The organism is Actinomadura meyerae, from assembly GCF_900188445.1.
In the GTDB taxonomy this organism is placed as follows: Bacteria; Actinomycetota; Actinomycetes; order Streptosporangiales; family Streptosporangiaceae; genus Spirillospora; species Spirillospora meyerae.
Genome location: NZ_FZOR01000031.1, coordinates 17323 through 43778, shown reverse-complemented (window position 1 = coordinate 43778; position 26456 = coordinate 17323). Strand labels below are relative to the sequence as shown.

Sequence of the window (26456 nt, the reverse complement as noted above, 5' to 3'; positions counted from 1 at the left end):
GCGCCCGTCGCGTTGACAAGCGGGGCGGTCGTTCCGGTAACGTCCTAAGCGGGTTGTACGTTCCGATTATAGGAGGACCGATGACGGTCACTGCGGTACGGCTGATGCGGGAGCGGCTGGGCAGGGTGGGCGCGGGACTGATGACGCCGATCGCGCCCGCGGACGAATGGCGGCGGGCGGCCCGGCGCATCGAGGACGCGGGCTACGGGTCGCTCTGGACGAACGAGGCCATCGGCGGCCGCGAGGTGTTCACCCAGCTCAGCGTCCTACTCGGGGCGACGGAGCGGATCGTCGCCGGCTCGGGGGTCGCGAACCTGTGGGCGCGGCACCCCGCCGCCATGCAGGGCGCGGCGTCCGTCCTCGCGGACGCCCATCCGGGCCGGCTCGCGCTCGGCGTGGGCGTCAGCATGCCCGCGTTCGTCGAGCAGAGCGGGCAGCAGTGGACGAGCCCGCTGGCGCGGATGCGCGACTACCTCAACGGGATGGACGCGGCGGTCGCGGCCGCGCCGGTGCCCGAGGTGCCGTTCCCCCGGCTGGTGGCGGCGCTCGGACCGAAGATGCAGGGTCTCGCGCGCGACCAGGCGGACGGGGCGCTGCCCGCCGCGATGCCCGTCGAGCACACCAGGGCGACCAGGGAGCGGCTCGGCCCGGACAAGCTCCTGATCGTCTTCATCAGCGTGATCCTGGAGGCGGATGCCGCCAAGGCGCGCGCCGCCGCCCGCCAAGTGCCGCTCCTCTCCATTCCCGGCTCGCCCTACGTACGCGCGCTGCGGGAGCTGGGGTATCCGGAGGAGGCACTGGCCGACGGCGGCTCGGACGAGGTCGTCGACGCATGCTTCGCGTGGGGCGACGAGGCCGCGATCGGCAAGCGGGTCCAGGCCCATCTGGACGCCGGCGCCGACCACGTGGTCGCCATGGCCCCCGCACCGGATCTGGCGTCGTCCGCCGATCTGTACGAGCGGCTCGCCCCCGCGCTGGTCTGAGCGGCCCGCCCTCCGCGCCGGCCTAGCCGGGCTGGACCAGGCGCGTCTCGTAGGCGGCGATCACCAGCTGCGCCCGGTCGCGGGCCCCCAGCTTGGAGAGCAGGTGGCCGATGTGGGTCTTCACCGTGGCGGGGCTGAGGTGGAGGTGCTCGGCCAGCTCGGCGTTGGACAGGCCGCGGGCGATGAGCGTGAGGACCTCCCGCTCCCGGTCGGTCAGCGCCTCCAGCGCGGCGGGCGGCGGCTGGACGGGGGCGGGGCGGCGGACGAACTCGGCGATCAGGCGGCGGGTCACCGTGGGGGCGAGCAGCGCCTCGCCCGCGGCGACGGCCCGGACGGCGGACAGCAGGTCGGCGGGCGGGGTGTCCTTCAGCAGGAAGCCGCTCGCTCCGGCCTTCAGCGCCGCGTACACGTAGGAGTCCAGGTCGAAGGTCGTGAGGATCAGGACGCGCACGTCCGGGAGGTCGGCGCAGATCCGCCGGGTCGCCTCGATGCCGTCCATCTCCGGCATGCGGACGTCCATGAGGACGACGTCGGGGCGCTCCCGCGCGGCGAGCTCGACGGCCTCGGCGCCGGTGCCGGCCTCGCCGACGGCGCGGAGGCCGGGCGCGGTGTCGATGAGGACGCGGAAGCTGCCGCGCAGCAGGGCCTGGTCGTCGGCGACGAGGACGCGCAGTTCCAACTGTCTTTCCTAGGGTTCGTACGGGAAGTCGGCGGACACGGCGAATCCGCCGCCCCGCCGGGGCCCGGCGGTGAAGTCGCCGCCGTACATCATGACGCGTTCGCGCATGCCGATGAGCCCGTGGCCCCCGTCGCCGCCGGGCAGGACGCGGGTACCGGGCCCGTCGTCGGTGACGTCGATCCGCACGCGCCGCCCGTCGGCGCGGATGCGCACGTCGCACCGGGCGGGCGCGGCGTGCTTGACGACGTTCGTGACCGCCTCCTGGACGATGCGGTAGGCGGACAGGGCGACGCCTTCGGGCAGGGCGGGGGCGTCCACCTCCAGGTCGACGTGCACGCCGGCCATCGCGGCGCGCTCCGCGAGGGCGGTGAGGTCGGCGAGGCCGGGGGCCGGCCCGAGGTCGGTGTCGGTGCGCAGCACGCCGAGGAGGTGGCGCATCTCCGCCAGGGAGCTGCGGCTGGTCGTCTCGATGACGCGGAGGGCGTCGAGCGCCTCCTCGGGGCGGGCCTCCGCGACGTGGACGGCCACGCCGGCCTTCACGGCGATCAGGCTCATGCTGTGCGCGACGACGTCGTGGAGCTCGCGGGCGATGCGGAGCCGCTCGTCCGAGACGGCCTGGTCGACGAGGCGGCGGGCGGCGCGGCCGGCCTCGGCGCGGCGCTCCCGGACGACGCGGCCGAGCGTCCAGGAGGCGCCGAGGACGGCGAGCCCGAGCACCGCCTCCCCGGCGATCTCCGCGTGCCAGTCGGCGGGTCCGACGATGGCGCCGCCGAAGATCAGGACGGCGCTGGCGGCGCCGATCAGCGGGGTGGGGATCCAGCGGCGGCGCCGCCGGGCCAGCGCGACCGGGTACAGCGCGTACGCGGCGGCCGCGTAGGAGTCGAACGGCAGCCCGAGCAGCAGCGCCGCGGTGGACGCGGCCAGCACGGCGGCGAAGACGGGGACCGGCCACAGCCGCCGCACCGCGAGCGGCAGGCCCGCCGCGGCGGCGACCGGGACGGCGGCGAGCGCGGAGGTCTCCGGAGCGGCGGAGAGCGTCAGCATCAGCAGCGTGTAGACGACCGCGGCCCCGGCGTCCAGCCAGAGGAGGGCCCGCCGGCCGAACCGCCTGGCGAGCGGTGAGCGCAGTTCGGATTCGTCCACGTCACGACGGTAGCGGGCGGGGCGGGGCGGTGCCTCCGACCACCGGCCGTCATACCGGGGGCGGAGGCGGAGCCCGGTGCTCCCCGCAGGGGCGGACGGGCGGGTCCCGCCCGCGCTCCGATGCGCGGCGGGCCCGCCCGGCGGGAGCGTTGACCGCATGATCGAGGTACGCGAACTGACCAAGCGCTACGGCGGGACGACGGCGGTGGACCGCCTGTCCTTCGCCGTGCGGCCGGGGACGGTGACCGGCTTCCTCGGCCCGAACGGCGCCGGGAAGTCCACGACGATGCGCGTCCTGCTGGGCCTGGACCGGGCGGACTCCGGCGAGGCGCTGGTGAACGGCGGCCGGTACGCGGCGCTGCGGCGGCCGATGCGGGAGGTGGGCGCCCTGCTGGACGCGGGCGCCGTGCACGGCGGGCGCCGCGCGTTCGACCACCTCGGCTGGCTGGCGCGCAGCAACGGGATCGGGACGCGCCGGGTGGCGGACGTGCTGGAGCGGGTCGGTCTCGCCGGGGTGGCGCGCCGGCGGGTCGGCGGGTTCTCGCTCGGCATGCGGCAGCGGCTCGGCATCGCGGCGGCGCTGCTCGGCGACCCGGGCGTGCTGATGTTCGACGAGCCGGTGAACGGGCTGGACCCGGACGGCGTCCGCTGGATCCGCGAGCTGATGCGCTCGCTGGCCGCGGAGGGGCGGACGGTGCTGATCTCCAGCCATCTGATGAGCGAGATGGAGCTGACCGCCGACCGGCTCATCGTCATCGGGCGGGGCCGGCTGATCGCGGACACGTCGGTGCGGGAGCTGGCCGACCGGTTCCGGCAGGGCGTCCTGGTGCGCTCCCCGCGGCCCGCCGAGCTGTCGGCGGTGCTGGCCCGCGCCGGCGGCGGCGTCGAGTCCGCGCCGGACGGGGCCCTCATCGTCACCGGGCTCGACGTCGCCGCGATCGGCGACGCGGCCGCGGCGAACGGCATCCCGCTGTACGAGGTGACGCCGCGCAACGCGTCGCTGGAGGAGGCGTACATGCGGCTGACCGCGGGCAGCGCCGAGTTCGGGGCGGTGGCGCGATGAGCGGCCCGGCCGCCGACGCGATCGCGGCGGAGTGGTACAAGCTGCGGACCGTCCGCTCCACGGCCGCCGTCCTCGGCACGGTCGCCGCCTTCGTGCTGCTGTGCGCGCTGTGGTCGTGGTACGTGGCCCGCTACTGGGACGGGCTTTCGCCGGAGCGGCGGGCGACGGCGCGGGCGGCACCGGCGGAGCAGCCGCTCGTGCTCGCGCTGCCCGTGTGCGCGGTGGTGCTCGGGGCCCTGACGCTGACGTCGGAGTACTCGTCCGGGATGATCCGGACGACGCTGGCCGCGATGCCGCGCCGGTCCGGGACGTTCCTGGCGAAGGCGATCGTCGCGGCGGCCCTCATGGCGGCCGCGGCCGGGGCGGCGCTCGCCGCCGGCACGGTCGCGGGCGCGGTCATCGTCGGCGACCGGGCGGTGCCGACGTTCCAGGGGCGGACGGCCGAGGTCGCGGCGCACCTGCTGTGGGTCGGGCTGGAGACGGCGGCGATCACCCTCGTCGCGTTCGGGCTGGGCGCGGTGCTGCGCTCGACGGCGGCGACGATCACCGGCGGCATGGCCGTGCTGTTCGTGCTGCCCCCGCTCGTCCGGCTGCTGCCGTCCCCGTGGGACGAGCGGATCTGGTCGGCGCTGCCCGGCGGGCTGGCGAACCAGATCGCGGCGGCGCCGGGCTCGTCCGGCGACACCGGGGTCCTGTCCCCGCCGGCGGCGGTGGCGCTGCTGGCGGCCTATGTCGCCGTGGCGCTCGGAGCCGGCGCTTACGCGTTCACGAGGAGGGACGCCTGATGCCGGACGTTCTCGCGGCCGAGTGGTGGAAGCTCCGCTCGGTCCGCTCCACCTACGCGGTGCTGGCGGTGACGGCCGCGTTCACCGGCATCGTCGTGCTGCTGGCGTTCCAGATGGCGCACGTCTGGGACGGCCTCGACGCCGACCGCCGCGACGACCTCCTGCTGCGCCCGCTGCAGGAGATGGCGAGCTGGGTGGCGTCGCTGAGCCTCGGCGTGCTCGGGGTGCTGTCGGCCACGTCCGAGTACCGGACGGGCATGATCCGCACGAGCATCACCGCGGTGCCGAGGCGCACGACGCTGCTGGCGGCCAAGGCCGCGGTGGTCGCGGTGGTCGCCGCCGTCGCCGGGCAGGCCGCGGCGGTCGGCGCGTTCCTCGGCACGCGGGCCGTGATCGGCGACCGGCCCTTCGCCGACCAGCGGGCGCCCATCGCGCAGGACCTGCCGGACATCGTGCTCGCCGGGACGGTGGTGCCGGTGTTCGCGCTGCTCGGCCTGGCGTTCGGCGTCCTGCTGCGCTCCGCTGCGGGAGCCATCGTGGCGCTGGTCTTCGTGTGGCACATGCTTCCGGTGCTCGTCCAGCACCTGCCGGGCCCGTGGGGAGAGCGCGCCGGGTCGGTGATGCTCGCGGGCCTGCCCCGGCAGATGGCCGGGCTCAGCGCGGAGAACTCCATCTACGGCGATCTGCTGTCACCGGGGCAGGCCGCGGCCGTGCTGGCCGGGTACGCGCTCGTCCCGCTCGCGCTCGCGGCCTTCGTCCTGACCCGGCGCGACGCCTGACCTCACGTGGCAGGATCCCGCGCCCCGCGCGCGCCAGGATCCGGCGCGGCGGGATCCGGCGCGGTGCCCGAGCCGGGCCCGGTCAAGGGCCCGGCTCGTCAGAACCGGCCGGCCTGGAGCGAGGTCGCCCGGACGGCCAGGCGCTCGCGGAGCATGTCGATGGCCTCGTCGATGCGGGGCGCGGCGGCCTGGGCGCGGACGCGCCGGCCGTTCAGGTCGACGACGGCCTGCGCCAGCGCCGGGCGCGGCAGCGACGGGTCGTTGACGACGCTCAGCGTGACCTGCACGGAGGTGGCGCCGCGGGCTCCGGCGAGCGCCGTGCGGACGGCGCGCTCCGCCGCCGCGCGCTCGTGCGCCGAGACGTCGCCCGAGGTCAGGAACCGGATCTCCGGCCGCTGACGGGTCGCGTTCATGGTTCCCCCAAATGGATGGTGGTTGCCGTCTGATCGGCGGTGCGGCGGCGCGGCCGCCGCCTCGTCCTGATCAACGCCTCGCGGCCCGGAATCTTGCCCGCGCGGGACGAGAGCTTCGTCACGCGTCCGGACGCCGCGCCCCGTACTCGCCGCCGAAGGTTCACCAAAACGCGTGACGTGCGACATTCACGCGTATCACGACGGATCTGGGAATGGCCTGTCAGGATTTGCGGGCCAATGCCGAGAACGGCGCGTAAATGGCCGGCCGGCGGCACCGCGCCCTCCGGTGAAATGGGCCGGGAGCCGGCTTCACCCGCCCGCGAGCGCCACGGTCCGCAGCCGGACCGCCACCGACAGCACAGGTCATCGGGCATCTGCACGTGCACGGCGGCGCACCCCTGCCGCGACGCGCCCGCGGACGAGCGCGTTTTCCATCCCTCCCAAAAAGGTGCCCGCATCCTCTAACATAGGGCGGTGCCGTGCGGCCCACACGCAGACCCGTCGACTGGCTGGTGACCCCTTGTCGCAGGATTCAGCTGCCCCAACACCTCCGTCCGAAGGTGATCCGGCCGGACGGCTGATCGATTATCCCCGGCGCGGCGGCCCCACCGTCCTGCGCATTCTGCTCGGCGCGCAACTGCGGCGCCTGCGCGAGTCCCGGGGCATCTCCACCGAGCAGGCGGGCTACGAGATCCGCGGCTCGCACTCCAAGATCAGCCGGATGGAGCTCGGCCGGGTCGGCTTCAAGGAGCGCGACGTCGCCGACCTGCTCACGCTCTACGGCGTCTCCGAGCCTGACGAGCGCGCACCGCTGCTGGCGCTGGCCAAGGAGGCCAACAACCCCGGCTGGTGGCACCGCTACGGCGACATCCTGCCGAGCTGGTTCGAGGTGTACCTCGGCCTGGAGGAGGCGGCCTCGCTGCTGCGCACCTACGAGCTGCAGTTCGTCCCCGGGCTGCTGCAGACCGAGGACTACGCGCGCGCCGTCGTCCGGCTCGGCTACTCCGACGCCTCGGAGGAGGAGGTCGAGCGGCGCGTCCAGGTCCGCACGACGCGGCAGGAGCGGTTCACCTCCCCCGACGCGCCGACGCTGTGGGCCGTGCTGGACGAGGCGGTCGTGCGCCGCCCGCTCGGCGGCCGCGAGGTGATGCGGGCCCAGATCAGGCATCTGATCGAGGTGTCGGAGCTGTCCCACGTGACGCTGCAGATCGTGCCGTTCGGGGCGGGCGGGCACGCGGCGGCGGGCGGCCCGTTCACGATCCTGCGCTTCGCCGAGCCCGGCCTGTCCGACGTCGTCTACCTGGAGCAGCTCACCAGCGCGCTCTACCTCGACAAGCCGACGGACGTCGACACCTACATGCGCGCGATGAACAACCTGTGCATCACGGCCGCGCGGCCCGACGACACCACCAGGATCCTCGCCGACATCCTCAAGGAACTCTGAGCCGCGCCGCGAGCGTCCCGGAGGCCCCCGGCTAGAGGGCTTCGCCGCCGATGACGCGCGCGCCCCGGCTGCGGCTGCCGCCACGGAACTCGGCGATGACGTCGCCGTCGGGGACGCGGCGCACCGTCACGTCGTAGATGCCGCTGCGCCCGAAGCGGACCCGTTCGGACGCGGACGCCTCCAGCACGTCCCCGGCGCGCGCGCTCGCCACGAACACCACGTCCGCCGACGCGGCGACCGTCACGGCGTCATGGGTGTTGCACGCGTAGGCGAACGCGGAGTCGGCGAGCAGGAACACGTAGCCGCCGTGCGCGATCCCGAAGCCGTTCACCATGGTCTCGGAGACCGCCATGCGCAGCCGCGCCCGGCCGGGCGCGACCTCCACGACCTCCATGGCGAGGTCCTGGGCGACCTTGTCCCGTGCGTACATCGTCTCGGCGCATCGCCGCGCCACCTCTGCCGCGTCGTCCACCGGCCCAGGGTAGAGGGCCGCGCCCACCCGCCGGACGGCCGCGCGGGCCTGGCTTGAGAGTCGCACCGCTGGGAAGGTCATCGGCATTCCGGAGGTTGCACCCGTGGCCGCGACAACGGCCGGAGCCATGAGGAGGAACGGGACCATGCTGTACGGCGACGAACACGTCCGGCGCTACCAGGAGACCGACGGCGCGGAAGGGCACGACTGGCAGGGCACGACGACGCTGCTGCTCACGACGAAGGGCCGCAAGACCGGCAAGGAGTACACGACGCCCCTCATCTACCAGCCCCACGGCGACGCCTACCTCGTCGTCGCGTCCAAGGGCGGCGCGGACGAACCGCCGTCCTGGTATCTCAATCTGCAGGCGAACCCGGAGGTGAAGGTGCAGGTGAAGGGCGACAAGTTCACCGCCCGCGCGCGCACCGCGACCCCGGAGGAGAAGCCGGAGATGTGGCGGAAGATGGCCGCGGTCTGGCCCGACTACGACGAGTACCAGAAGAAGACGAGCCGCGAGATCCCCGTGGTCGTGCTGGAGCGCGCCTGACACCGCCGGCCGCGGCTCGGCGCACCGCGGACGCGTTCGTCACGCCGCCGGACGCGGGCTCGCCGCCCACGGCCCGGCAGGTTCGCTTTCGCCGCGCGGGCGGGGCGTGTAGCGTCGTCGTAGAACATCCATTCGACCGCCGTCCGCCGACGCAGCCGAGGTGCCGGGGTGCCCACGTCGCAGAGCACTGAGACCCGACCGAGTGCCGACACCGATCCGGTGCCGCCGCGGCTGCTGCGGCGCTGGGACGTCGGCGCCGAGGCGGCGGCGAGCCCGCTGCCCGCCGGGCCCGGCGGCCGGTGCTGGCGGGTCGACGCCGCCGCGGGGGCGTTCTTCCTCCGCGAGTACGCCGAGCCCGACCGCCGCCGCGTCCGCTTCCAGCACACCGTCACCGCCGCCCTGGACGCGGCGGGGCTGCCGGTGCTCGCGCCGCTGCCGGCGCGCGGCGGCCGGACGCTGGTCACCGCCGCCGGCCGCGGCTACGTCCTGTACCCGTGGGTCGGCGGCCGCCGGCGCGGCGGGCTGGAGCTCACGTTCGCGGGGTGCGAGGCCCTCGGCGCGCTGCTCGGCCGGCTGCACGCGGCGCTGGACGAGCTGACCGGCCCCGTCCAGCAGAGCATGCTGGTGCCGACGCCGCGCGCCGCCGACGCGGCCGCCGCCGTCGAGCGGATGCTGGCGGACGTCCCCGGCGACGGCGACGGCACCGACTTCGACGCGCTGACCGCGCGCCGGCTGCGCGAGCGGCGCGACCTCCTCGCCGAGTTCGCCGGGCACCAGCCGCCCGACATCGAGGTGAGCACGGTCGGGCACCTGCACGGCTCGTTCCACGCGGACCACCTGCGCTACGGCGGGTCGGGCAACGTGACCGCCGTCCTCGGCTGGGACGGGCTGACGACGGGCCCGGTGGCCGGCGAGGTCGTCCGCTCGGCGGCGCGGCTGTTCGCCTGCGAGGACGAGCGCGGCCTCGACCTCGACCGCGTGCAGGCGTTCGTGCGCGGGCACCGCTCGGCCTACCCGCTGGACGCCGGGCAGATCCAGGCCGCCGTGCACCGCGAGTGGTGGGAGCGGCTCTGCGACGTCGCGCCGCTGCGGCACCGGTACCTCGGCGAGAACGGCGCCGGCGGGCGCGGGGCGGCGGCGCTGGTCGCGTGGTGGTCGGCGCAGCTCGACCGCACCCTCGACGCGTTCGCCGCGCCGTACACGGACGCGTACGCCGACGCGCCGGACGACGGCCACGCCTTCGGCTGACCGGCCCGGGGCTCGCCCGCCCGCCACCGGGTAGGGGACCCGTGATGCGGAGCGCACCGCCCTGTGCCAGGATGGCGACCGCACCATTATGAACTGTCTAGTCCAAAACTGGAGGGCGAGATGACGCAGATCGCGATGCTCGGCACGGGGATCATGGGGGCGGCGATGGCCCGGAACCTGCTGCGCGCCGGCCACCGGGTCGCCGCCTGGAACCGGACCGCCGCGCGGGCCGAGCCGCTCGCCGCCGACGGCGCCGCCGTGGCGGGCTCCCCCGCCGAGGCCGTGGCGGGCGCCGAGGTCGTCATCACCATGCTGAAGGACGGCGAGACCGCGCTGTCGGTGATGGCCGAGGCGGCGCCCTCGCTGCGGGAGGGCCAGGTCTGGGCGCAGATGGGCACGGTCGGCCTCGCGTCGCTGGAGCGGCTCGCCGGGTTCGCCGCCGAGCACGGCCTCACGTTCGTCGACGCGCCCGTCCAGGGCACGAAGCAGCCCGCCGAGCAGGGCAAGCTCATCGTGCTCGCCGCGGGCCCGCAGGACGCGCGCGGCGTGCTCGGCCCGGTGTTCGACGCGGTCGGCGCCCGCACGCTGTGGCTGGACGAGAGCGGCGCCGGCGGCGCGGGCACCCGGCTGAAGCTCGCGGCGGTCAGCTACGCCATCTCGCTGACCTCGGTCGTGGCCGAGTCCGTCGCGCTGACCAAGGGCCTCGGGCTGGACCCGGCGCTGCTCGGCGAGGTCCTCACCGGCGGCCCGCTCGACAGCGTCTACCTGCAGGCGAAGATGAAGGCCATGGTCGAGGGCGACTTCGAGCCGAGCTTCGCCGTCCGCAACGCGGAGACCAACACCCGGATCATCCACGAGGCGGCGGAGGCGGCGGGCATCCGGGTGGACGTCAACGACGCCGTCGGCGAACGGTTCCGGCGCGTCATCGAGCAGGGCCACGGCGACGAGGACATGGCCGCCACCTACCGCGCGAGCTTCCCGGCCTGACCCTGCCTCGTCCGGTCTGGTCCGCGGCCGGTCCCGTACGCGCGCGGCCCGGCGCGGGCGTGGCGGTGCGCCGGGGCCGGGCCGCGGCGGGCGAGGATGGGGGCATGGACGTTCTGAGCAGCCGCATCCTGCTGCGCCCGCCCGACCCCGCGCGCACCCGGGCCTTCTACCGCGACGTGCTCGGTCTCGCCGTCTACCGGGAGTTCGGCCCCGCCGGCTCCCCCGGCGTCGTGTTCTTCCTCGGCCCCGGCTTCCTGGAGGTGTCGGGGCACGGCGCGGGCGAGACCGGGGCGTCTCCGCTGATCTGGCTCCAGGTGCGGGACGTGCGCGCCGAGCACGAGCGGCTCGCCGCGGCGGGCGCGCACGTCACCCGGGAGCCGCGCGAGGAGCCGTGGGGCCTGGTCGAGATGTGGATCGAGGACCCCGACGGCGTCAAGATCGTTATCGTGGAGGTCCCGGAGGGGCACCCCCTGCGCCGCGACCCCCGCTCCTGACCCGGCGGTGACGATGACCCGCGACCTGCCAGACCACGGCCTGCCGAACGGCGACTACTGGAACCACAACGTCCACTACCACGGCCTCGTCCTGCGCAACGTGCCGCGCGGCTGCGGCGAGGCGCTGGACGTCGGCTGCGGGGACGGGCTGCTCGTGCGCCGCCTCGCGCCCCGCGCCGCCCGCGTCACCGGGCTGGACCGGTCGGCGGAGATGATCGGCAGGGCGCGGCGGCTGAGCGGGGGCGCGGGCAACGTCCGCTTCGTCGAGGCCGGTCTCCTGGAGCACGACCTGGAGGCGGAGCACTACGACTTCGTGTGCAGCGTCGCCGCGATCCACCACATGGACTTCGTCAAGGGCGTGACGGCGATGCGCGACGCCGTCCGGCCGGGCGGGAGCCTCGTCGTCATCGGCCTGGCGAACAACCGGGGCGCGCGCGACTGGGCGTTCTCGGCGCTCGGCGTCCCCGCCCACCACGCGCTGCGGCTGCGTCACCGGCGGCTCGCGGGCGACCCGGGCGCACCCGTGCTCGACCCGGCCATGACCTGGGGCGAGGTGCGCCAGGAGGCGCTCCGGCTGCTGCCCGGTGCCGTCTTCCGACGGCACCTGCTGTGGCGGTACTCGATCGTGTGGCGCAGGCCGCGCTGACCCGCTCCCCCGCCGGAAACTGGAAAACACTGGAATTGTCCGGAAGTACCTGTACTGTCTGCCGCATGTCCCCGCCCCCCGGCGGCGCGGCCGACGGCGCCCCGACCCCCGACGAGCTGGAGGCGCGCATCACCGGGTTGCGCGCCGCCGTCCGGCGGGCCGTGGCCGCGGGCGACCGGCGGGAGGCGCGCGGGCTGCGCGCCCGGCTCCGCGAGGCCGAGCAGGCGTGGGACGAAGCGGTCCTCGGCGGCGGCGAGGCCGAGCCGGAGCCCCGCCGCGACCGGCCCGCCCGCCCGGACCGCGGGCCGAGCGGCGGTGAGCGCGGCGGCGAGCGCGGGCTGCTGCCCGTCCGCGACCAGGTCCACCAGGCGCTGACGCTGCTCGGCGCGCCGGCCGCGCCGAAGCTGATCGGGTCGGTCTACGCGGCGTTCTTCCCCGGCGAGATCGCGGCGTCCCGGCTGACGAGCCTGCGCCGCGACGAGGAGCGCTCCTTCCGCACCGCGCCGTACGCGCGGCCGTACTACCTGTGCGCCGCGCTGACCGCCGACCTGCTCGCCCCCGCGCGCGGGCTGCTCACCGTGAGCACCTGGCCGCTGGAGCGGCGGATCGTCGGCCCGCTGAGCCCGCGGACCGACTTCCTCACCGCCGCGGTGCGCCTCGCCGAGCACGCCGGCCGCGGCACGCCTTCCCCGGACGTCCAGCGGCTGCTGTGGCGTTTCGCGTCCAACATTCCCGGTGCGGTCACCGGTACGGTCGGTACGGCCGATCCGGAGGCGCTCGCCGCCGCCGCACGGGCCGAACTGGACGTGCACCGCGAACCGGACCTGCGCCGCCGCGGCGCCGCCGCGGCCCGCGCCCGGGAGCGGCTCGACGACGCGGAGCGGCTGTTCGGCAGCCGGCTGCGCGCCGTGCGGGCCTCCGGGCGGCGCCCTGCCCTCAACGGAGAGACGGACCGATGACCGACACCGCACCGGACCTGGACCGGCTGCGCGGCGGCACTCCCCCGCGCAACCACGACGCCCGCACGATCGCCGCGCTGACGTCCAATCCGGGCTGCGCCCGGCGCGGGCTGATGGACGCGGCCGGCGTCGACAAGGACGCGGTGGCCCGCGCCCTCGGGTTCCCCGCGCCGTTCGGGCAGTCGCAGTTCGCGATCACGCGCGGGAACGCGTTCGAGGCGCAGGTGAAGGCGGACGGGTGCGCGGAGCTGCTGACGCTGCTGCGCGAGCGGCTCGGCCTCGACGTGCCGGAGGTCGCCTACGACGACCTGGAGGTCGTCGCCGGCAACGAGGGCCGGGAGCTGCGGCACTCGCGGACGCGGCGGCTGCTCGCCCGCGCGCTGGAGTCGGGCGAGGGCACGCTGTTCGACCATCCGCTGCTGCGGCTGGAGATCGCCGGGTACCCGGCCTACCTGGAGCCGGACGTCATCGCGTTCCAGCTCGCGGGGCGGCTGCACGTCATCGAGATCAAGTCGTTCGCCGTCGTGGACGGGCAGGCCGAGCCGGAGCAGGTCGCCGCGGCGGCCCGCCAGTCGGCGGTGTACGTGCTGGCGCTGCGCCGGCTGGTGGCCGAGCTCGGGCACGACCCGGCGCGCGTCTCGCACGAGGTGTTCCTGGTCTGCCCGGAGAACTTCTCCAACCGGCCGACGGCGACGCCGCTGGACGTGCGGCCGCAGCTCGCCGTCCTGGAACGGCAGCTCGCGCGGCTCACCCGCGTCGACGCGCTGCTGGCCGAGCTGCCCGGCGGGCTGACGTTCGAGGTCGGCGACGACCTGGCGGAGTCGGTGCGGGCCGTGGAGGCGCGGTACTCGCCCGAGTGCATGTCGGGCTGCGAGATGGCGCTGTTCTGCCGGGACGAGGCGCGCGCGTGCGGCGCGACGGGCGCGCTCGGCCGGTCCGTCCGCGACGACCTCGGCGGCGTCGACACGATCGGCGCGGCGCTGGCGCTGGCCGACGGCTCGCTCGCCCCGTCCGACGACCTGGCCGAGACCGCCGAGCAGCTGCGCGCCGCCGCGCGGCTGCGCGCCGAGGCGCTGCACGGGGCGGCGTGACCCGCCGATGAGCGCACTGTCCTCGCTCGCGCAGCTGCAGGCGGTGGCCGAGGGGGTCGCGCAGCCGCTCGCGACCGTGCGGCACTGCCGGGTGTCCGAGGCGCCCCTGGTCCTGGTCCCGCTGAAGCTGGCCGGGGAGGCGGCGGCGCCGCTCGCCGTGCTGGCCGGGAGCGCGCCGGACGCCCCGACGCTGCTGGTCGTGCCGCAGCCGCGCAACCGCGACCTGCGGTTCCGGTTCGCCGCCGCGCTCGGCCGGCTCGTGCTGAACCACATCGAGACCAGCCGGGGCGAGGTGGAGCCGCTCCCGCCCGGCAAGGAGGGCGAGGAGCGGATCCGCTACGGGGACGCGCCGCAGCTGCTCGTCCCGAACCGGGGCGGCGTCGCGTTCCTGCGGCTGATGGGCCGGTCGACGCGGTTCCGCAGCACCGAGGGCCCGTACGCGGTCGATCCGGCGGTGCCGGTGCTCGGCCGGTGGCTGACGTGGTTCGCCGAGCGGTTCGACCACCCCGGGTCGTCGCTGCTGATGGCGATGACGGAGGCGCTGCGGCTGCACTGGGCGACGGGCCAGAGCTCGCTGGAGGACGGCAACCTCGCGGCGCTGATGGGCTGGATCGACCCGCCGGACGGCATGGACGGCCCGGCCGCCGCGGCTCGCGCCGAGGACCCCGTCCTCTGCCCGCCGGCGGGGCCGACCACCGACCCGACGTTCGACAACGAGGTCCTCGCCCCGGCGATCGCCGCCTACGACCGGGCCGGGCCGGGCTCGCGCGCCGAGGAGCGGCTGCGGGACGTCCTCGCCGGGCAGCTCACCCCGACGTGGGAGCTGATGTGGCGGGGCGTCGAGCTGCTCCGCGCCCTGCCGGAGGGCGCGAGCGTGCCGCGCCGCTGGGAGCGCGACCGGGACGCGTTCACCTATTACCACCAGACGTTCGGCGAGGCGTATCCTCAGGCGCGCCGCGACCCGCCCGTCCGCGCGGCCCGGCGGCTGCACGACCTCGAGCGCGCGCAGGACGCCTACGAGGCGCAGCGGGCGTTCGACGACCCGCTGGTCATGGCCGAGCACCGGCTGGCCGGCGCGGCGTTCGGCGGGACGGTCACCGAGTGCGACCCGGCCCGGCTCGACGAGTCGGGCAAGCGCCCCAAGCTGCGCCCGCTGCTGCGGGTCGGCACGGCGGACCCGGTGCGGCTCGACGTCGGGACGACGGTGTGCAGCGCGGCGCGGCCCGCGCTCAAGGGGAGGATCGTGGAGATCGCTGACGGTTCGGTGCTGCTGGAGCTGACGGGCGGGATGGGCCGCAAGCTCACCCCGGAGCCGGGCGCCGTCCCGGAGGCGGGCGCGCGGGTCTGCTTCACCTCGCTGACGGAGGGCTCGTTCGGCGCGGCGAGGTTCCCCGACCGCGAGGACACGCCGTGGACGCACGGCGGCCCGCCCGGCGAGTACGCGCCGACCCACGAGGACGCCGAGGAGGAGTGGGCGTGAGCGGGCACGCGGGCCGCCGCCTCGCGCCGGTGGCGGCGGACGAGCCGGACCCGTCGGCGGCCGCGGGGCGGGTCGTCGACGCCGTCCTCGCCGACCTCGCGGGCGGGCACCGCGGCGTGGTCGTCGACTCGCCCCCGGGCGCGGGCAAGTCGACGCTGGTGGTCCGCGCCGCCGCGCACCTGGCCGAGGCCGGCGAGCGGCTGATGATCGTGGCGCAGACCAACGAGCAGGTCGACGACCTCATCGAGCGGATCGCGGGCCGGCACCCGGGGATCACGCTGGGGCGGCTGTCGGCGGCGGGGTACGCGCCGTCGGAGCGGGTGCTGGCCCATCCGCAGGTGCGGGTGGCGCAGAAGGCCGCCGACCTCGCCGAGCAGACCGTCGTGATCGCCACGGCGGCGAAGTGGGCGACGCTGTCGGACGGCTCGTGGCCGTGGGCGATCGTCGACGAGGCGTACCAGATGCGCTCGGACATGCTGCTGCGCATCGCCGGCCGGTTCGAGCGGGCGCTGTTCGTCGGCGACCCCGGCCAGCTCGACCCGTTCTCCACGGTGGAGGTCGAGCGCTGGACCGGCCTCACCTGGGACCCGATGCGCAGCGCGGTGTCGGTGCTGCTGGCGCACAACCCGGACCTGCCCGTCCACCGGCTGCCGGTGTCGTGGCGGCTGCCCGCGTCGGCGGCGCCCGTCGTGTCGCGGGCGTTCTACCCGTTCACCGGGTTCCGCGCCGGGACGGAGCCGGGCGACCGGCGGCTGGAGTTCGGCGCGCGCGGCATGGGCACCACCTACGACCGCGCGCTCGAAGAGGCGGCGGCGACCGGCTGGGCCCTGTACGAGTTGCCGGCGCGGCACACGCTGCGCACCGACGCCGAGGCGGTCCGCGCGACGGCGGCGCTCGCCGTCCGGCTCCTGCAGCGCGGCCCCGTCGCGCACTCCGAGCAGGGGTCGGCGCCGGTGGACGCCGCCCGCGTCGCGATCGGGGCCGCGCACCGCGACCAGGTGACGGCGATCCGCGCCGCGCTCGGCCCGCACGGCGAGGGCATCACCGTCGACACCGCGAACCGGCTGCAGGGCCGCGAGTACGACGTGACGGTCGTGCTGCACCCGCTGTCGGGGCGGCGCGACGCGACCGCGTTCCACCTGGAGTCGGGGCGGCTGTGCGTGCTCACGTCCCGGCACCGGCACGCGTGCGTGGTGGTGGCGCGGGCGGGCATCCCCGAGCTGCTGGACGCGCACCCGTCCGCCGAGCCGGTGCACCTCGGCGTCCCGGTGAAGTTCCCGGACGGCTGGGAGGCGAACCAGTCGGTCCTCGCCCACCTGTCCGGCCACCGCGTCGCCGGCGGCTGACCCGCGGGCGGACGCCCCGGGCCGGAAGGGGGAAGGGCCGGTCAGGCCGGGCCCGCGGTCGCGGCCCAGCGGCCGCGGTGGCGGGTGATCGTGATCGGGTGGTCGAAGCAGGCGCTGACCAGCTCCGTCGTGAGCACCTCGCCCGCCGGGCCGGAGGCGAGCACCCGGCCCTCGCGCAGCAGCAGCGCGTGGCTGGTGCTGGTCGGCAGCTCCTCCAGGTGGTGCGTGACGAGCACGGTGGTCAGGTCCGGCCGCTCGCTGCGCAGCTGGTCGATGCTCTGCAGCAGCCGCTCCCGCGCGGCGACGTCGAGGCCCGTGGCGGGCTCGTCGAGCAGCAGCAGCGGCGGGTCGGGCATCAGCGCCCTGGCGATCAGCGTCCGGCCCCGCTCGCCCTGCGACAGGGTCGGCCAGCGGGCCTCCGCGCGCGCCGACAGGCCCATGAGGTCGATCAGCTCGCCGGCGCGGCGCAGGTCGGCGCCGGTGGGCCGCCAGCGCGGGACGAGCTCGATGGTGCCGGTCACGCCGGTCAGCACGATCTCCCGGACGGTCCGCGCCGACTCCAGGGGGTGCCGCGGGTTGACCTGCCCGATCAGCTTCCGCAGGTCGTGGACGTCGACCCGGCCGAGCCTGCGGCCGAGGATCTCCGCCGTCCCGCGCGTCGGGTGGGTGTAGGCGCCGAGGATGCCGAGCAGCGTGCTCTTCCCCGCGCCGTTCGGGCCGATCAGCGCCCAGTGCTCGCCGCGCAGCACGGTCATCGTGACCCGGTCGAGCAGCGTCCTGCGCTCGCGGACCAGATCGATCTTGTCGGCGTTGAGCACGACGTCGGACACGGGACCTCCCGATTCGATGGCTCGGCATGGGGCACGCGGGGAGTGTGCGGCGCGCGGGGACGCGGAGGCCGGGATCGCCGGGGCGGGCGCGTCGGTGAGGATCTTCAACGTACCCGAGCGGCGCCGCCGGTTCGACGGAGGCGTCCGGCCGGATACTGTGAGACCGGTGCCTCAGCGATCAGGGGAGGGACATGGAGGACATCGGCCTCATGTGCGCTCGCTGCGGCGGCGAGGTGCACGACGTGACGCACAACCGCGAGGGCTCGCTGGACGGCGTCGGCTACCGGCACAACCGGCGGGTCGAGCCGTGGGACCACGAGCTCGAGCTGGCGGTCGGCGAGGCCCTCCCGCGCGAGCCGGGCTGCGACTTCTGCGGCGCGTCCGGGCCGAGCTGGCTCTACTACCCCACGCTCGACCCCGACGACACCGACATGTTCGAGGTGGAGCTCGACACCACCGACCTCTCCGACGACGACACCGCCGTGGCCGTCCTCAACATGCTGTACCCGTGGTACGCGTGCGACACGTGCTCGGTGCTGGTCGCCGACCGCAACATCGACGTGCTCATCGCCCGCGCCCTCGACCTCACCCCCGTCCCGCCGGACGGCCCCGTCGACGAGGACACCGTCCGCGCCCGGCTCCAGGCGTCCCTCTCGGTCTTCTTCACCACGCGGCCGGGCCGCCCCCAGCCGTCCCGCGCCGTCTAGCGGCCCGGCGGGGGTGCGCCCGCGGGTGCCGGTCCGGCGCACCCCAGCGGGCCGATTGTCGGCGGCGGTCATTAAGCTCTATCCCGTTTCGGTGGGATGAGCACGTGCACGGGGGCAGAAATGATCATTGACCGGCGGTTCCACGGGCCGGACGGGTCGGGGAACGGCGGCTACGTGGCGGGCCGCCTGGCGGGCCGGGTCCCGGTCGACACGGTGACGGTGACGCTGCGGCAGCCGCCGCCGCTCGGCACCGAGCTGACCGTGACGGCCGAGGACGAGCGGGGGCACAGCGTCCGGCTGTGGGACGGGGATCGGCTGATCGCGGAGGCGCTCGCGGGGGCGATCGTCGTCCCGCCGATCGCGGCGGTCCCGTTCGAGGCGGCGCGGGAGGCGGCGGAGAAGTTCCGGACGCAGGAGAACCACCCGTTCCCGCGCTGCTTCGTCTGCGGGCCGGAGCGCGAGCCCGGCGACGGGCTGCGGCTGGAGCCGGGGCCCGTGGGCGAGGGGAGCGTCGCGGCGCCGTGGGTGCCCGACCGGGTCCCCGAGCGGGAGCTGGTGTGGGCGGCGCTCGACTGCCCGGGCGGCTGGTCGTTCGACGTGGCGGGCCGCCCGGCGGTGCTCGGCACCATGACCGCGCAGGTGATGGACGTGCCGGAGGCCGGCGAGCGGTGCGTCGTGGTGGGGCTCGCGCGCAGCCGCGAGGGCCGCAAGATGCACGCGGCGACCGCGCTGTACGGGGCCGGCGGGCGGCTGCTGGGCCGCGCCGAGCAGATCTGGATCGAGATCGACCCCGAGTCCTTCGGCCGCTGAGCCCGGCCGCCGGCCGATGATCCGCAATCGGCCGGCCCCTGCCGGTTCCGCATGGTTCGCGGAAATGTGTCGCCCGGCACGGTCGCCCGGGCCGGTCCGCTGTTCAATCTGAGCTGCCGCGGATACGGAGGCGGAGCTCATGCGCGGAGACGGGTTGCTCATCCTGGGGCTGGCGGCCCTGGCGATCTACACGGGCGTCCACTGGGAGCGGGCGCGCCGCAGCGTGACGGACCTGCGGCTGAGCCGCCGCCGGATCGCCACCCTGCGGCGGACGGCGGCGCGCGAGCGCGGCCACGTCATGCTGATCAGCGCCGTGGCGGTGGCGGCGTTCTTCCTCGCGGTCCGGTACGGCTGACCCCGGGCGGCGGGCCGCCCGGGGGCCGTGTCACGGACCGGGGCGCCTCACAGGCGAGCGGGTCACGGCCCGGCGAAGAGGGGGTCCTCGCGGTCGACGCCGTTCAGCGGGCGGCCGTGGTGCTGCGCCTCGGTGCCCGGCACCTGGTGCCCGCCGGTGCCCGAGCCCGGCGTCCCGTTCGGTGCGGGGGCCGGGTAGGGCAGCGGCGCGCCCAGTGGAGCCATCGCGCCGTTCGGCGCGGCACCGCCCGGAGCGCCGCTCTGGGCGGCGTTGCCCTGGCCGGCGCCAGCCTGCCCGGCACCGCTCTGGGACGCACCGCTCTGGACTGCGCCGTTCGGGCCGCCGATCGGGGGCGGGCCGGGCGGCAGTCCGGCGGCGAGCGCGCCGGAGCCGTTCGGGACGCCCGGGGCGCTCGGAATGCCCGGCGCACTCGGAATGCCCGGGGTGTTCGGGACGCCCGGCGGGGGCACCGGGGTGCCGCCGCCCGGCATCCGGCCGCCCGGCGGGACGCTCGACGACAGCGTGCCCTGGGTGAACTGGTCGACCTGGCGGCGGGCGCGGTCGGCCTCGGCGCGGGCGGCGTCGCGCTCCTCGGCGAGCGCGGTGAGCGCGGCCTGCTGGTCGGCGACCGACTGCGAGAGCTGCCGCAGCTGCACGGCCTGCTCGTTGACCTTGCCGGCCAGCTCGTCCCGCTCGGTCGTGGCGGCGGCGGCCTGGGCCCTGGCGGCGTCGCGGTCCTTGACGGCCTCGTCGGCGCGGGCGTTGGCGCGGACGACCTCCGCCTCGGCCTCCGACTGGGCGCGCAGCGCGGCGGTCCGCTCGGCCTCGGCCTTGCTGGCGGCCTGCATGGCGCGCTGCCGCTGCGCCTCGGTGTCGCGCATGGCGTTGCGCAGGTCCTCGGCGCCCTGCTTGGCGACGGCTGCCTCCACCCGCTGCGCCTCGGCGGCGCCCTCGGCCTCGGCGAGCTTGGCGTGCAGCCCGACGAGCTCGGCCCGCGCCGCCTCCAAGGCGGCGAGCAGCTCGGTCTCGCGGGCGGCGACCCGGTCGCGCTCGCTCTCGGCGGCGAGCTTGGCCGTCACCGACTGCTGCGCGATCTGGTGGGCCTCCTCCCATGCCTGCTGGGCGGCGTCGCGCTTGGCGGTGGCGAGCCGGGCCTCCTCGCGGGCGCGCCCGGCGTCCTGCTCGGCCGCCTCGGCGCGCTTGCGGGCGGCGGACGCCTCCTGCCACGCCTCCTCCGCCTTGCGCTGGGAGGCGTCCCGCTCGCTCTGCGCGATGGCGAGCTCGCGGGCGGCCTCGGCGCGCACCTCGGCGACCCGCCGCTCGACGCCGGCGACGCTCAGCTCGGAGGTCAGCGAGTCGGCGAGCAGGTCGGCGGCCTTCTCCAGCCGCTCGACCATCTCCCACGCCGACGCGACCTGCCCGGTGAGGCCGGGCGCGTCCCGCCCGCGGTCGCGGCGCTCGCGGGCCTCGCGGGCGCAGGCGCCCTCGTTGTCCTGGCAGTAGCGCACGGCGCGGGCCGCACCGACCGGCTGCGGGACGGGGCGCCCGCAGTTGGCGCACGGCCAGACCGCGACGGGGTCCCCCACGCGGGCGACCGCGGTCTCGGTGCCTTCCCCCGCGCCCTCGGAGACCGCGCCGCCCTGGGGAGCCGCGGCCGTCCCCTCGGGGCCGCTATTGTCGCGCTCTTCGCTCTTAGGCATGGAATGAACCATACGCACTGATGCGAGTCACCGCAGTGACTTGTGAGGCGGATGTGGGAGTGCCCACGTCGTCGTGAAGTGAGCGGCGAACGCGTCGGTGGCGGCGATGAGCCGGTCGCGCGTGCCGGGCTCGCTCCCGCCGTGGCCGGCGTCCTCGACGATGTGGAACTCCGCCTCCGGCCAGGCGCGATGCAGGTCCCACGCCTGGTCCGGAGGGGTCTTCACGTCGTAGCGGCCGTTGACGATCACGGCCGGGATGTGCCGGATGCGGTCGACCCCGGCGAGCAGGCCCTCCGCCGGGAGGAAGCCGCCGGCGGCGATGTAGTGGACCAGGATGCGGGCGAACCCCAGCACGAGGGCGTCGTCCAGCTCCGGCGGCGGGACGGGCAGCAGCGTGTTCGCCGCCAGCTCCCAGTCCATCAGCGCGCGGGCGGCCGGCAGGTGCACCGCCGGGTCGGGGTCGCGGAGGCGGCGGCCGTAGGCGGCGAGCAGGTCGTCCCGCTCGGCGGGCGGCACCGCGTCCCGGAACGCCGCCCACTCCGCGGGGAACAGATGCGCCGCGCCCGTCGGGGTGAACGCCCACGCCTCGTCGGACGGCCGGACGAGGTAGACGCCGCGCAGCACCATCGCGGCGACCCGGTCCGGGTGCGCCTGCGCGTAGGACAGCGCGAGGGTGCTGCCCCAGCTACCGCCGAACACGAGCCAGCGGTCGATGCCGAGGTGCTCGCGCAGGCGCTCGATGTCGGCGACGAGGTGGGGCGTGGTGTTGCGCTCCAGCGAGACCGCCGGGTCGCCCGCGTGCGGGACGCTCCGGCCGCAGTTCCGCTGGTCGAACAGCACGACCCGGTACCTCGCGGGGTCGAAGAAGCGCCGGTTGTCGGGCAGCAGCCCGCCGCCGGGCCCGCCGTGCAGGAACAGCGCGGGCGCGCCGTCCGGGGTCCCGCACGTCTCCCAGTAGATCCGGTCGCCGCCGCCGACGTCGAGAAGCCCCGACTCGTACGGTTCGATCGGCGGATAGAACTCTCGCAAACCCGTGTCCCCCGTCCCGCGCCCTACCGAAGATCATCCGCGGTGCAGACTACCCTCCACTACATGACGCAGCCGAGGTGCACCCAGTGCGGGATCGAGGATCTGGAACCGGGCTTCATCGAGGACGCGGGCGAGCATTCCCGCGGCTACGCGCGCTGGATCGCCGGCCCGCTGGAGCGCGGCATCTTCGGCGGGGCCAAGCGGATGGGCCGCCAGCGCTGGCAGGTCGACGCCTGGCGGTGCCGGCAGTGCGGCCACCTGGAACTCTGGGCCGCCACCCCCACCTGAGCCGAACTCCCACCTGAGCTACAGCCCCACCTGGGCTACAGCTGGGCCATCGCCTTGCGGATGCGCTTGTCGGAGACCGGGAAGCGCGTCCCGAGCTGTTGCGCGAAGAGGCTGACGCGCAGCTCCTCCAGCATCCAGCGGATCTGCCGGGCGGGCTCCTCGTCGCGGCGGGACGGATGCAGGCGCCGCAGCGCCTGCTCGTACTCCTGCCCCAGGACGTCGGCCTGGTGCGCGAGCATCCGGTCGCGGCCGGGGTTCTCGGGCAGCTTGTCGAGCCGCACCTGGAGGGCGCGCAGGTAGCGGGGCAGGTCGGGCAGCCGCGCCCAGCCCGTCTCGGTGACGAAGCCGGGGTGGATCAGCGCCGCGAGGCGGCCGCGGACGTCGGTCAGCGCCGGGACGAGCGTGAGGCTCGCGGTGCCGCGCACCCGCCGGTCCACCTCGTGGGCCTCGGCGAGGATCCGCTCCACCAGGCCGACGACCTGCGCGGTCGCGTCGTGCAGGTCGGCGCGGACGCGGTCGTACAGGGCGCGGAACCCGGCCTCGTCCCACGCGGGCCCGCCCGCCTCGGCGATCAGCCGGTCGGCGGCGGCGGTGACGCAGTCGTCGAACAGCGCCGCGACCGACCCGTGCGGGTTGTGGCTCAGCGCGAGCTTGCCCTGGTTGGTCAGGCGGCCCTGGATGAGCTTCACCGGGGACGGCGCGTTCAGCAGGATCAGGCGGCGCGTGCCGAGCCACATCGCGCGGCGCTGCTCGGCCTCCGTCTCGTACATGCGCACGGCGACGGTGTCGCCCTCGTCGGTGAGCGCCGGGTACGCCTTGACCTCGTAGCCGCCCTGCTTGCGCTCGTAGGTGCGGGGCAACTCCCCGATCGTCCACTCGGTGAGGCCGGACCGCTCGACGGTGGACGCCGCCTTCGACAGCGTCCCGCGCACCTTGCCGGCGAGGCGGCGCTTCAGCTCGTCGAGGTCGGTGCCCTCGCCGAGCGTGCGGGCCTTCCCGGGTGCGCCGCCGTCCACGACGCGGAACGTGATGCGCAAGTGGGCGGGCAGCCGGGAGGTGTCCCACGCCTCGCGGGCGATGGGCACGCTCGTCAGCGCGGTCAGCTCGCGCTCCAGCGCGTCCAGCAGCGGCTCGCTGCGCGGCGCGACGCGGTCGAGGACCTTGCGGGCGTAGTCGGGCGCCGGGACGAAGTTGACCCGCAGCTGCTTCGGCAGCGACCGGATCAGCTCGGTCACCAGCTCGGCGCGCAGCCCGGGGACCTGCCACTCGAACCCGTCCGGCCGCACCTGGTTGAGGACCTGGACGGGGATGTGCACGGTGACGCCGTCGGCGTCGGTGCCGGGCTCGAACTGGTAGGTCAGGCGCAGCCGCAGCGGGCCCTGCTTCCACACGTCCGGGTAGTCGGCCTCGCTGACCCCGCCCGCGGTCTCGTTGATCAGCATCGACTTCTCGAACCCGAGCAGGTCGGGGTCGGTGCGCCGGGCCTTCTTCCACCAGGCGTCGAAGTGCCGACCGGACACGACGTCCTCGGGGATCCGCGCGTCGTAGAAGTCGAAGAGGGTCTCGTCGTCGACGAGGATGTCGCGGCGCCGGGCGCGGTGCTCCAGCTCCTCCACCTCGTCCAGCAGGGCGCGGTTGTCGTGGAAGAACCGGTGGGTGGTGTCCCAGTCGCCCTCGACGAGCGCGTGCCGGATGAACAGCTCGCGCGACAGCGCCGGGTCGATGCGGCCGTAGTTGACGCGCCGGTCGGCGACGATCGGCACCCCGTAGAGGGTGACCTTCTCGTGCGCCATGACGGCCGCCTGCTTCTTCGACCAGTGCGGCTCGCTGTAGTTGCGCTTGACCAGGTGCCCGGCGAGCGGCTCGATCCAGTCCGGCTCGATCTTGGCGTTGACGCGGCCCCACAGCCGGGAGGTCTCCACCAGCTCCGCGGACATCACCCAGCGCGGCGGCTTCTTGAACAGCGCCGACCCGGGGAACACGGCGAACTTGGCGCCGCGCGCGCCGAGGTACTCCTGGCCGCGGCGCTGCTTGCCGTCCTTCTTGTCGGCGTCCATCAGCCCGATGTGGGAGAGCAGGCCGGCGAGCAGCGAGGTGTGGATGCGGTCCGGCGGCGCGTCGGCGGTGTTGAGCGTGACGCCGAGCGCCTTGGCGACCTGCTTGAGCTGGCCGTGCAGGTCCTGCCATTCGCGGACGCGCAGGAAGTGCAGGAACTCGTTCTTGCACATGCGGCGGAACGCGCTGCCCGACAGCTCCCGCTGCCGCTCGCGCAGGTAGTTCCACAGGTTCAGGTAGGCCAGGAAGTCCGAGGTCGGGTCGGCGAACCGGCGGTGCTTCTCGTCGGCGGCCTGCTGGTGCTCGGCGGGGCGCTCGCGCGGGTCCTGGATGGACAGCGCCGACGCGATGACCAGTACCTCCCGGACGCAGCCGTTCTTGTCGGCCTCCAGGACCATGCGGCCCAGCCGCGGGTCGATGGGCAGCTGGGCGAGGCGGCGGCCGAGGGGGGTGAGCCGCTTGCGCGGGTCCTTCTCGGCGGGGTCGATCGCGCCGAGCTCGTGCAGCAGGTCGACGCCCGCCTTGATGTTGCGGCGGTCCGGCGGCTCCACGAACGGGAACGCGGCGATGTCGCCGAGGCCGAGCGAGGTCATCTGCAGGATGACCGACGCGAGGTTGGTGCGCAGGATCTCCGGGTCGGTGAACTCGGGGCGGGACTCGAAGTCCTCCTCGGAGTACAGCCGGATGCAGATGCCCTCGGACACGCGCCCGCAGCGGCCCTTGCGCTGGTTCGCCGACGCCTGCGACACCGGCTCGATCGGGAGCCGCTGCACCTTCAGCCGGTGGCTGTAGCGGGAGATGCGCGCGGTGCCGGGGTCGACGACGTACTTGATGCCGGGGACGGTCAGGGAGGTCTCGGCGACGTTGGTGGCGAGGACGACGCGCCGCCCGCGGTGCGGCTGGAACACCCGGTGCTGCTCGGCCGCGGACAGCCGCGCGTACAGCGGCAGTACCTCGGTCGTGCCCTTCTGCCGGGTGAAGTGCTTGGTCAGCGCGTCGGCGGTGTCGCGGATCTCCCGCTCGCCGCTGAGGAAGACGAGCACGTCGCCGGGGGCCTCGCGGCCCAGCTCGTCCACGGCGTCCACGATCGCCTGGATCTGGTCGCGGTCGGGGTCGGCGGACGGGTCCTCGGGGTCGATGACGGGCCGGTACCGGACCTCCACCGGATAGGTGCGGCCCGACACCTCCACGATCGGCGCGTCCCCGAAGTGCTTCGAGAACCGCTCGGGGTCGATGGTCGCCGAGGTGATGATCACCTTGAGGTCGGGCCGGCGGGGCAGGATCTCCTTGACGTAGCCGAGCAGGAAGTCGATGTTGAGGCTGCGCTCGTGCGCCTCGTCGATGATCAGCGTGTCGTACTGGCGGAGCAGCCGGTCGGTCTGGATCTCGGCGAGCAGGATCCCGTCGGTCATCAGCTTGACGAGCGTGTCGTCGCTGGAGCGGTCGGTGAAGCGCACCTTGTAGCCGACGGTCTCGCCCAGCTCGGTGCCCAGCTCCTCGGCGATGCGGTCGGCGACCGTCCGGGCCGCGAGCCGCCGCGGCTGGGTGTGCCCGATCGAGCCGAGCACGCCCCGGCCGAGCTCCAGGCACACCTTGGGGATCTGGGTGGTCTTGCCGGACCCGGTCTCGCCCGCGACGATCACGACCTGGTGGTCGCGGACCGCGGCGAGGATGTCGTCCTTCTTCTGCGACACCGGCAGCTCGGCCGGGTAGGTGATCGCGGGCACGGCGGCGCGCCGCCGCTCGACCCGCCGCGCGGCGGCCTCGACGTCGGCGGCGATCTCCTCGGCGACCTTCGCGCGGCGCGCGGCGTCCCGCATCTTCTGGACGCCGTCGATCCGGCGGCGCAGCCGGTGCTGGTCGCGGAGCATCAGCTCCGGCAGGCGCGCGCGCAGATCGGCGAGCGGCGATTTCACACTCGTCCCCATAACCATCGTCAAGGATAGGGTTCCGGGCACCCGGCCCTGCTGACCCCACAACCTTCGCACCGTAGCCGGACCGCCCCGTACCGGGCGATCCATTTTCCCGCCGTTACAACGCCCCCGGCCGGAACCACATTCCGGTCGCACACGCTGCGTCGTCATTCATTCACGGAAAGTCCTCGCACTGGGGGGCCGCCTCCG

The 26456-nt window shown here is 75.2% G+C and carries 26 protein-coding genes; 18 read left to right on the top strand and 8 right to left on the bottom strand.

The window, feature by feature from the left end:
• Positions 1 to 80 precede the first annotated feature (80 nt).
• Entirely contained in the window at positions 81 to 983 is a 903-nt protein-coding gene (locus tag CHF16_RS27245) for a TIGR03620 family F420-dependent LLM class oxidoreductase (protein ID WP_089328994.1), read from the top strand.
• A gap of 22 nt (positions 984 to 1005) precedes the next feature.
• Here CHF16_RS27245 and CHF16_RS27240 read toward each other — a convergent pair whose 3' ends face one another.
• Together CHF16_RS27240 and CHF16_RS27235 are read right to left on the bottom strand one after the other, a co-directional pair.
• Positions 1006 to 1662: a response regulator gene (locus CHF16_RS27240; protein ID WP_089328993.1), complete on the bottom strand. Its 657-nt coding sequence runs from the start codon at positions 1660 to 1662 to the stop codon at positions 1006 to 1008.
• Between the two features lie 9 nt (positions 1663 to 1671).
• A complete protein-coding gene (locus tag CHF16_RS27235; RefSeq protein WP_218826856.1) occupies positions 1672 to 2805 on the bottom strand; it encodes a sensor histidine kinase in 1134 nt (377 codons plus the stop codon).
• Positions 2806 to 2962: 157 nt separating this feature from the next.
• On the opposite strand from CHF16_RS27235, the gene CHF16_RS27230 reads away from it, so the two are divergent.
• From CHF16_RS27230 to CHF16_RS27220, 3 genes are read left to right on the top strand one after another with little or no spacing between them, the layout of a single operon-like run.
• On the top strand, positions 2963 to 3868 hold the full coding sequence (locus CHF16_RS27230; protein ID WP_089328992.1) for an ABC transporter ATP-binding protein: 906 nt from the start codon (positions 2963 to 2965) through the stop codon (positions 3866 to 3868).
• Entirely contained in the window at positions 3865 to 4653 is a 789-nt protein-coding gene (locus CHF16_RS27225) for an ABC transporter permease (protein WP_089328991.1), read from the top strand. Before CHF16_RS27230 ends, CHF16_RS27225 begins: the two co-directional genes overlap by 4 nt.
• Positions 4653 to 5432, top strand: coding sequence for an ABC transporter permease (locus CHF16_RS27220; RefSeq protein WP_089328990.1), 780 nt, complete (start codon positions 4653 to 4655; stop codon positions 5430 to 5432). The genes CHF16_RS27225 and CHF16_RS27220 overlap by 1 nt, the downstream gene beginning before the upstream one ends.
• 98 nt (positions 5433 to 5530) lie before the next feature.
• Here CHF16_RS27220 and CHF16_RS27215 read toward each other — a convergent pair whose 3' ends face one another.
• Complete coding sequence (locus tag CHF16_RS27215; protein ID WP_089328989.1) at positions 5531 to 5845, bottom strand: hypothetical protein; 315 nt, start codon at positions 5843 to 5845, stop codon at positions 5531 to 5533.
• 577 nt (positions 5846 to 6422) lie between these two features.
• Between CHF16_RS27215 and CHF16_RS27210 the strand changes: the two genes are divergently transcribed.
• Positions 6423 to 7289: a helix-turn-helix domain-containing protein gene (locus CHF16_RS27210; protein ID WP_089329041.1), complete on the top strand. Its 867-nt coding sequence runs from the start codon at positions 6423 to 6425 to the stop codon at positions 7287 to 7289.
• A 31-nt stretch (positions 7290 to 7320) separates the two neighbouring features.
• Here the strand turns inward: CHF16_RS27210 and paaI are convergent, their stop codons facing one another.
• Complete coding sequence (gene paaI / locus CHF16_RS27205) at positions 7321 to 7761, bottom strand: hydroxyphenylacetyl-CoA thioesterase PaaI (protein WP_342750132.1); 441 nt, start codon at positions 7759 to 7761, stop codon at positions 7321 to 7323.
• A 145-nt stretch (positions 7762 to 7906) separates the two neighbouring features.
• Here paaI and CHF16_RS27200 point away from each other — a divergent pair, with 145 nt between their 5' ends.
• From CHF16_RS27200 to CHF16_RS27160, 9 genes are all read left to right on the top strand, one after another.
• Positions 7907 to 8308, top strand: a complete 402-nt coding sequence (locus tag CHF16_RS27200; RefSeq protein WP_089328988.1) for a nitroreductase family deazaflavin-dependent oxidoreductase — start codon at positions 7907 to 7909, stop codon at positions 8306 to 8308.
• Positions 8309 to 8476: 168 nt separating this feature from the next.
• Complete coding sequence (locus CHF16_RS27195; RefSeq protein WP_179271722.1) at positions 8477 to 9556, top strand: phosphotransferase enzyme family protein; 1080 nt, start codon at positions 8477 to 8479, stop codon at positions 9554 to 9556.
• 120 nt (positions 9557 to 9676) lie between these two features.
• Complete coding sequence (locus CHF16_RS27190) at positions 9677 to 10543, top strand: NAD(P)-dependent oxidoreductase (protein WP_089328986.1); 867 nt, start codon at positions 9677 to 9679, stop codon at positions 10541 to 10543.
• Positions 10544 to 10647: 104 nt separating this feature from the next.
• On the top strand, positions 10648 to 11037 hold the full coding sequence (locus CHF16_RS27185) for a VOC family protein (RefSeq protein ID WP_089328985.1): 390 nt from the start codon (positions 10648 to 10650) through the stop codon (positions 11035 to 11037).
• Positions 11038 to 11050: 13 nt separating this feature from the next.
• Positions 11051 to 11683, top strand: coding sequence for a class I SAM-dependent methyltransferase (locus tag CHF16_RS27180; RefSeq protein WP_089328984.1), 633 nt, complete (start codon positions 11051 to 11053; stop codon positions 11681 to 11683).
• Between the two features lie 65 nt (positions 11684 to 11748).
• A complete protein-coding gene (locus CHF16_RS27175; RefSeq protein WP_089328983.1) occupies positions 11749 to 12642 on the top strand; it encodes a hypothetical protein in 894 nt (297 codons plus the stop codon).
• Complete coding sequence (locus tag CHF16_RS27170) at positions 12639 to 13733, top strand: hypothetical protein (protein WP_089328982.1); 1095 nt, start codon at positions 12639 to 12641, stop codon at positions 13731 to 13733. The genes CHF16_RS27175 and CHF16_RS27170 overlap by 4 nt, the downstream gene beginning before the upstream one ends.
• Positions 13734 to 13740: 7 nt before the next feature.
• On the top strand, positions 13741 to 15213 hold the full coding sequence (locus tag CHF16_RS27165) for a hypothetical protein (protein WP_089328981.1): 1473 nt from the start codon (positions 13741 to 13743) through the stop codon (positions 15211 to 15213).
• Complete coding sequence (locus CHF16_RS27160) at positions 15210 to 16559, top strand: AAA family ATPase (RefSeq protein WP_089329039.1); 1350 nt, start codon at positions 15210 to 15212, stop codon at positions 16557 to 16559. Before CHF16_RS27165 ends, CHF16_RS27160 begins: the two co-directional genes overlap by 4 nt.
• A gap of 41 nt (positions 16560 to 16600) precedes the next feature.
• Here CHF16_RS27160 and CHF16_RS27155 read toward each other — a convergent pair whose 3' ends face one another.
• On the bottom strand, positions 16601 to 17389 hold the full coding sequence (locus tag CHF16_RS27155) for an ABC transporter ATP-binding protein (RefSeq protein ID WP_218826855.1): 789 nt from the start codon (positions 17387 to 17389) through the stop codon (positions 16601 to 16603).
• Between the two features lie 191 nt (positions 17390 to 17580).
• On the opposite strand from CHF16_RS27155, the gene CHF16_RS27150 reads away from it, so the two are divergent.
• From CHF16_RS27150 to CHF16_RS27140, 3 genes are all read left to right on the top strand, one after another.
• Positions 17581 to 18096 carry a hypothetical protein gene (locus CHF16_RS27150; RefSeq protein ID WP_089328980.1) on the top strand — a complete coding sequence of 172 codons (516 nt, stop codon included), beginning with the start codon at positions 17581 to 17583 and terminating at the stop codon, positions 18094 to 18096.
• A 120-nt stretch (positions 18097 to 18216) separates the two neighbouring features.
• Positions 18217 to 18906, top strand: coding sequence for a thioesterase family protein (locus tag CHF16_RS27145; RefSeq protein ID WP_089328979.1), 690 nt, complete (start codon positions 18217 to 18219; stop codon positions 18904 to 18906).
• Between the two features lie 139 nt (positions 18907 to 19045).
• Positions 19046 to 19261, top strand: coding sequence for a hypothetical protein (locus tag CHF16_RS27140; RefSeq protein ID WP_089328978.1), 216 nt, complete (start codon positions 19046 to 19048; stop codon positions 19259 to 19261).
• A 62-nt stretch (positions 19262 to 19323) separates the two neighbouring features.
• On the opposite strand, the gene CHF16_RS27135 is transcribed toward CHF16_RS27140, so the two are convergent.
• The gene (locus CHF16_RS27135) at positions 19324 to 20961 is read right to left on the bottom strand and encodes a coiled-coil domain-containing protein (RefSeq protein WP_245869295.1); all 1638 of its coding nucleotides are present in this window, start codon (positions 20959 to 20961) and stop codon (positions 19324 to 19326) included.
• Positions 20962 to 20988: 27 nt separating this feature from the next.
• Positions 20989 to 21990, bottom strand: a complete 1002-nt coding sequence (gene pip / locus CHF16_RS27130) for a prolyl aminopeptidase (protein WP_089328977.1) — start codon at positions 21988 to 21990, stop codon at positions 20989 to 20991.
• A gap of 63 nt (positions 21991 to 22053) precedes the next feature.
• Here pip and CHF16_RS27125 point away from each other — a divergent pair, with 63 nt between their 5' ends.
• Positions 22054 to 22278, top strand: coding sequence for a hypothetical protein (locus CHF16_RS27125; protein ID WP_089328976.1), 225 nt, complete (start codon positions 22054 to 22056; stop codon positions 22276 to 22278).
• Positions 22279 to 22313: 35 nt separating this feature from the next.
• Here the strand turns inward: CHF16_RS27125 and hrpA are convergent, their stop codons facing one another.
• Positions 22314 to 26261: an ATP-dependent RNA helicase HrpA gene (gene hrpA, locus CHF16_RS27120; protein WP_089328975.1), complete on the bottom strand. Its 3948-nt coding sequence runs from the start codon at positions 26259 to 26261 to the stop codon at positions 22314 to 22316.
• Positions 26262 to 26456: the final 195 nt, after the last annotated feature.

Coding starts and splice junctions, on each gene's coding strand:
- CHF16_RS27175 (WP_089328983.1), top strand. CDS start 11,749: ATGTCCCCGCCCCCCGGCGGCGCGGCCGACGGCGCCCCGACCCCCGAC.
- CHF16_RS27170 (WP_089328982.1), top strand. CDS start 12,639: ATGACCGACACCGCACCGGACCTGGACCGGCTGCGCGGCGGCACTCCC.
- CHF16_RS27220 (WP_089328990.1), top strand. CDS start 4,653: ATGCCGGACGTTCTCGCGGCCGAGTGGTGGAAGCTCCGCTCGGTCCGC.
- CHF16_RS27180 (WP_089328984.1), top strand. CDS start 11,051: ATGACCCGCGACCTGCCAGACCACGGCCTGCCGAACGGCGACTACTGG.
- CHF16_RS27145 (WP_089328979.1), top strand. CDS start 18,217: ATGATCATTGACCGGCGGTTCCACGGGCCGGACGGGTCGGGGAACGGC.
- CHF16_RS27245 (WP_089328994.1), top strand. CDS start 81: ATGACGGTCACTGCGGTACGGCTGATGCGGGAGCGGCTGGGCAGGGTG.
- CHF16_RS27190 (WP_089328986.1), top strand. CDS start 9,677: ATGACGCAGATCGCGATGCTCGGCACGGGGATCATGGGGGCGGCGATG.
- hrpA (WP_089328975.1), bottom strand. CDS start 26,261: ATGGGGACGAGTGTGAAATCGCCGCTCGCCGATCTGCGCGCGCGCCTG.
- CHF16_RS27165 (WP_089328981.1), top strand. CDS start 13,741: ATGAGCGCACTGTCCTCGCTCGCGCAGCTGCAGGCGGTGGCCGAGGGG.
- CHF16_RS27230 (WP_089328992.1), top strand. CDS start 2,963: ATGATCGAGGTACGCGAACTGACCAAGCGCTACGGCGGGACGACGGCG.
- CHF16_RS27200 (WP_089328988.1), top strand. CDS start 7,907: ATGCTGTACGGCGACGAACACGTCCGGCGCTACCAGGAGACCGACGGC.
- CHF16_RS27125 (WP_089328976.1), top strand. CDS start 22,054: ATGACGCAGCCGAGGTGCACCCAGTGCGGGATCGAGGATCTGGAACCG.
- CHF16_RS27140 (WP_089328978.1), top strand. CDS start 19,046: ATGCGCGGAGACGGGTTGCTCATCCTGGGGCTGGCGGCCCTGGCGATC.
- CHF16_RS27185 (WP_089328985.1), top strand. CDS start 10,648: ATGGACGTTCTGAGCAGCCGCATCCTGCTGCGCCCGCCCGACCCCGCG.
- CHF16_RS27150 (WP_089328980.1), top strand. CDS start 17,581: ATGGAGGACATCGGCCTCATGTGCGCTCGCTGCGGCGGCGAGGTGCAC.
- CHF16_RS27225 (WP_089328991.1), top strand. CDS start 3,865: ATGAGCGGCCCGGCCGCCGACGCGATCGCGGCGGAGTGGTACAAGCTG.
- CHF16_RS27215 (WP_089328989.1), bottom strand. CDS start 5,845: ATGAACGCGACCCGTCAGCGGCCGGAGATCCGGTTCCTGACCTCGGGC.
- CHF16_RS27135 (WP_245869295.1), bottom strand. CDS start 20,961: ATGCCTAAGAGCGAAGAGCGCGACAATAGCGGCCCCGAGGGGACGGCC.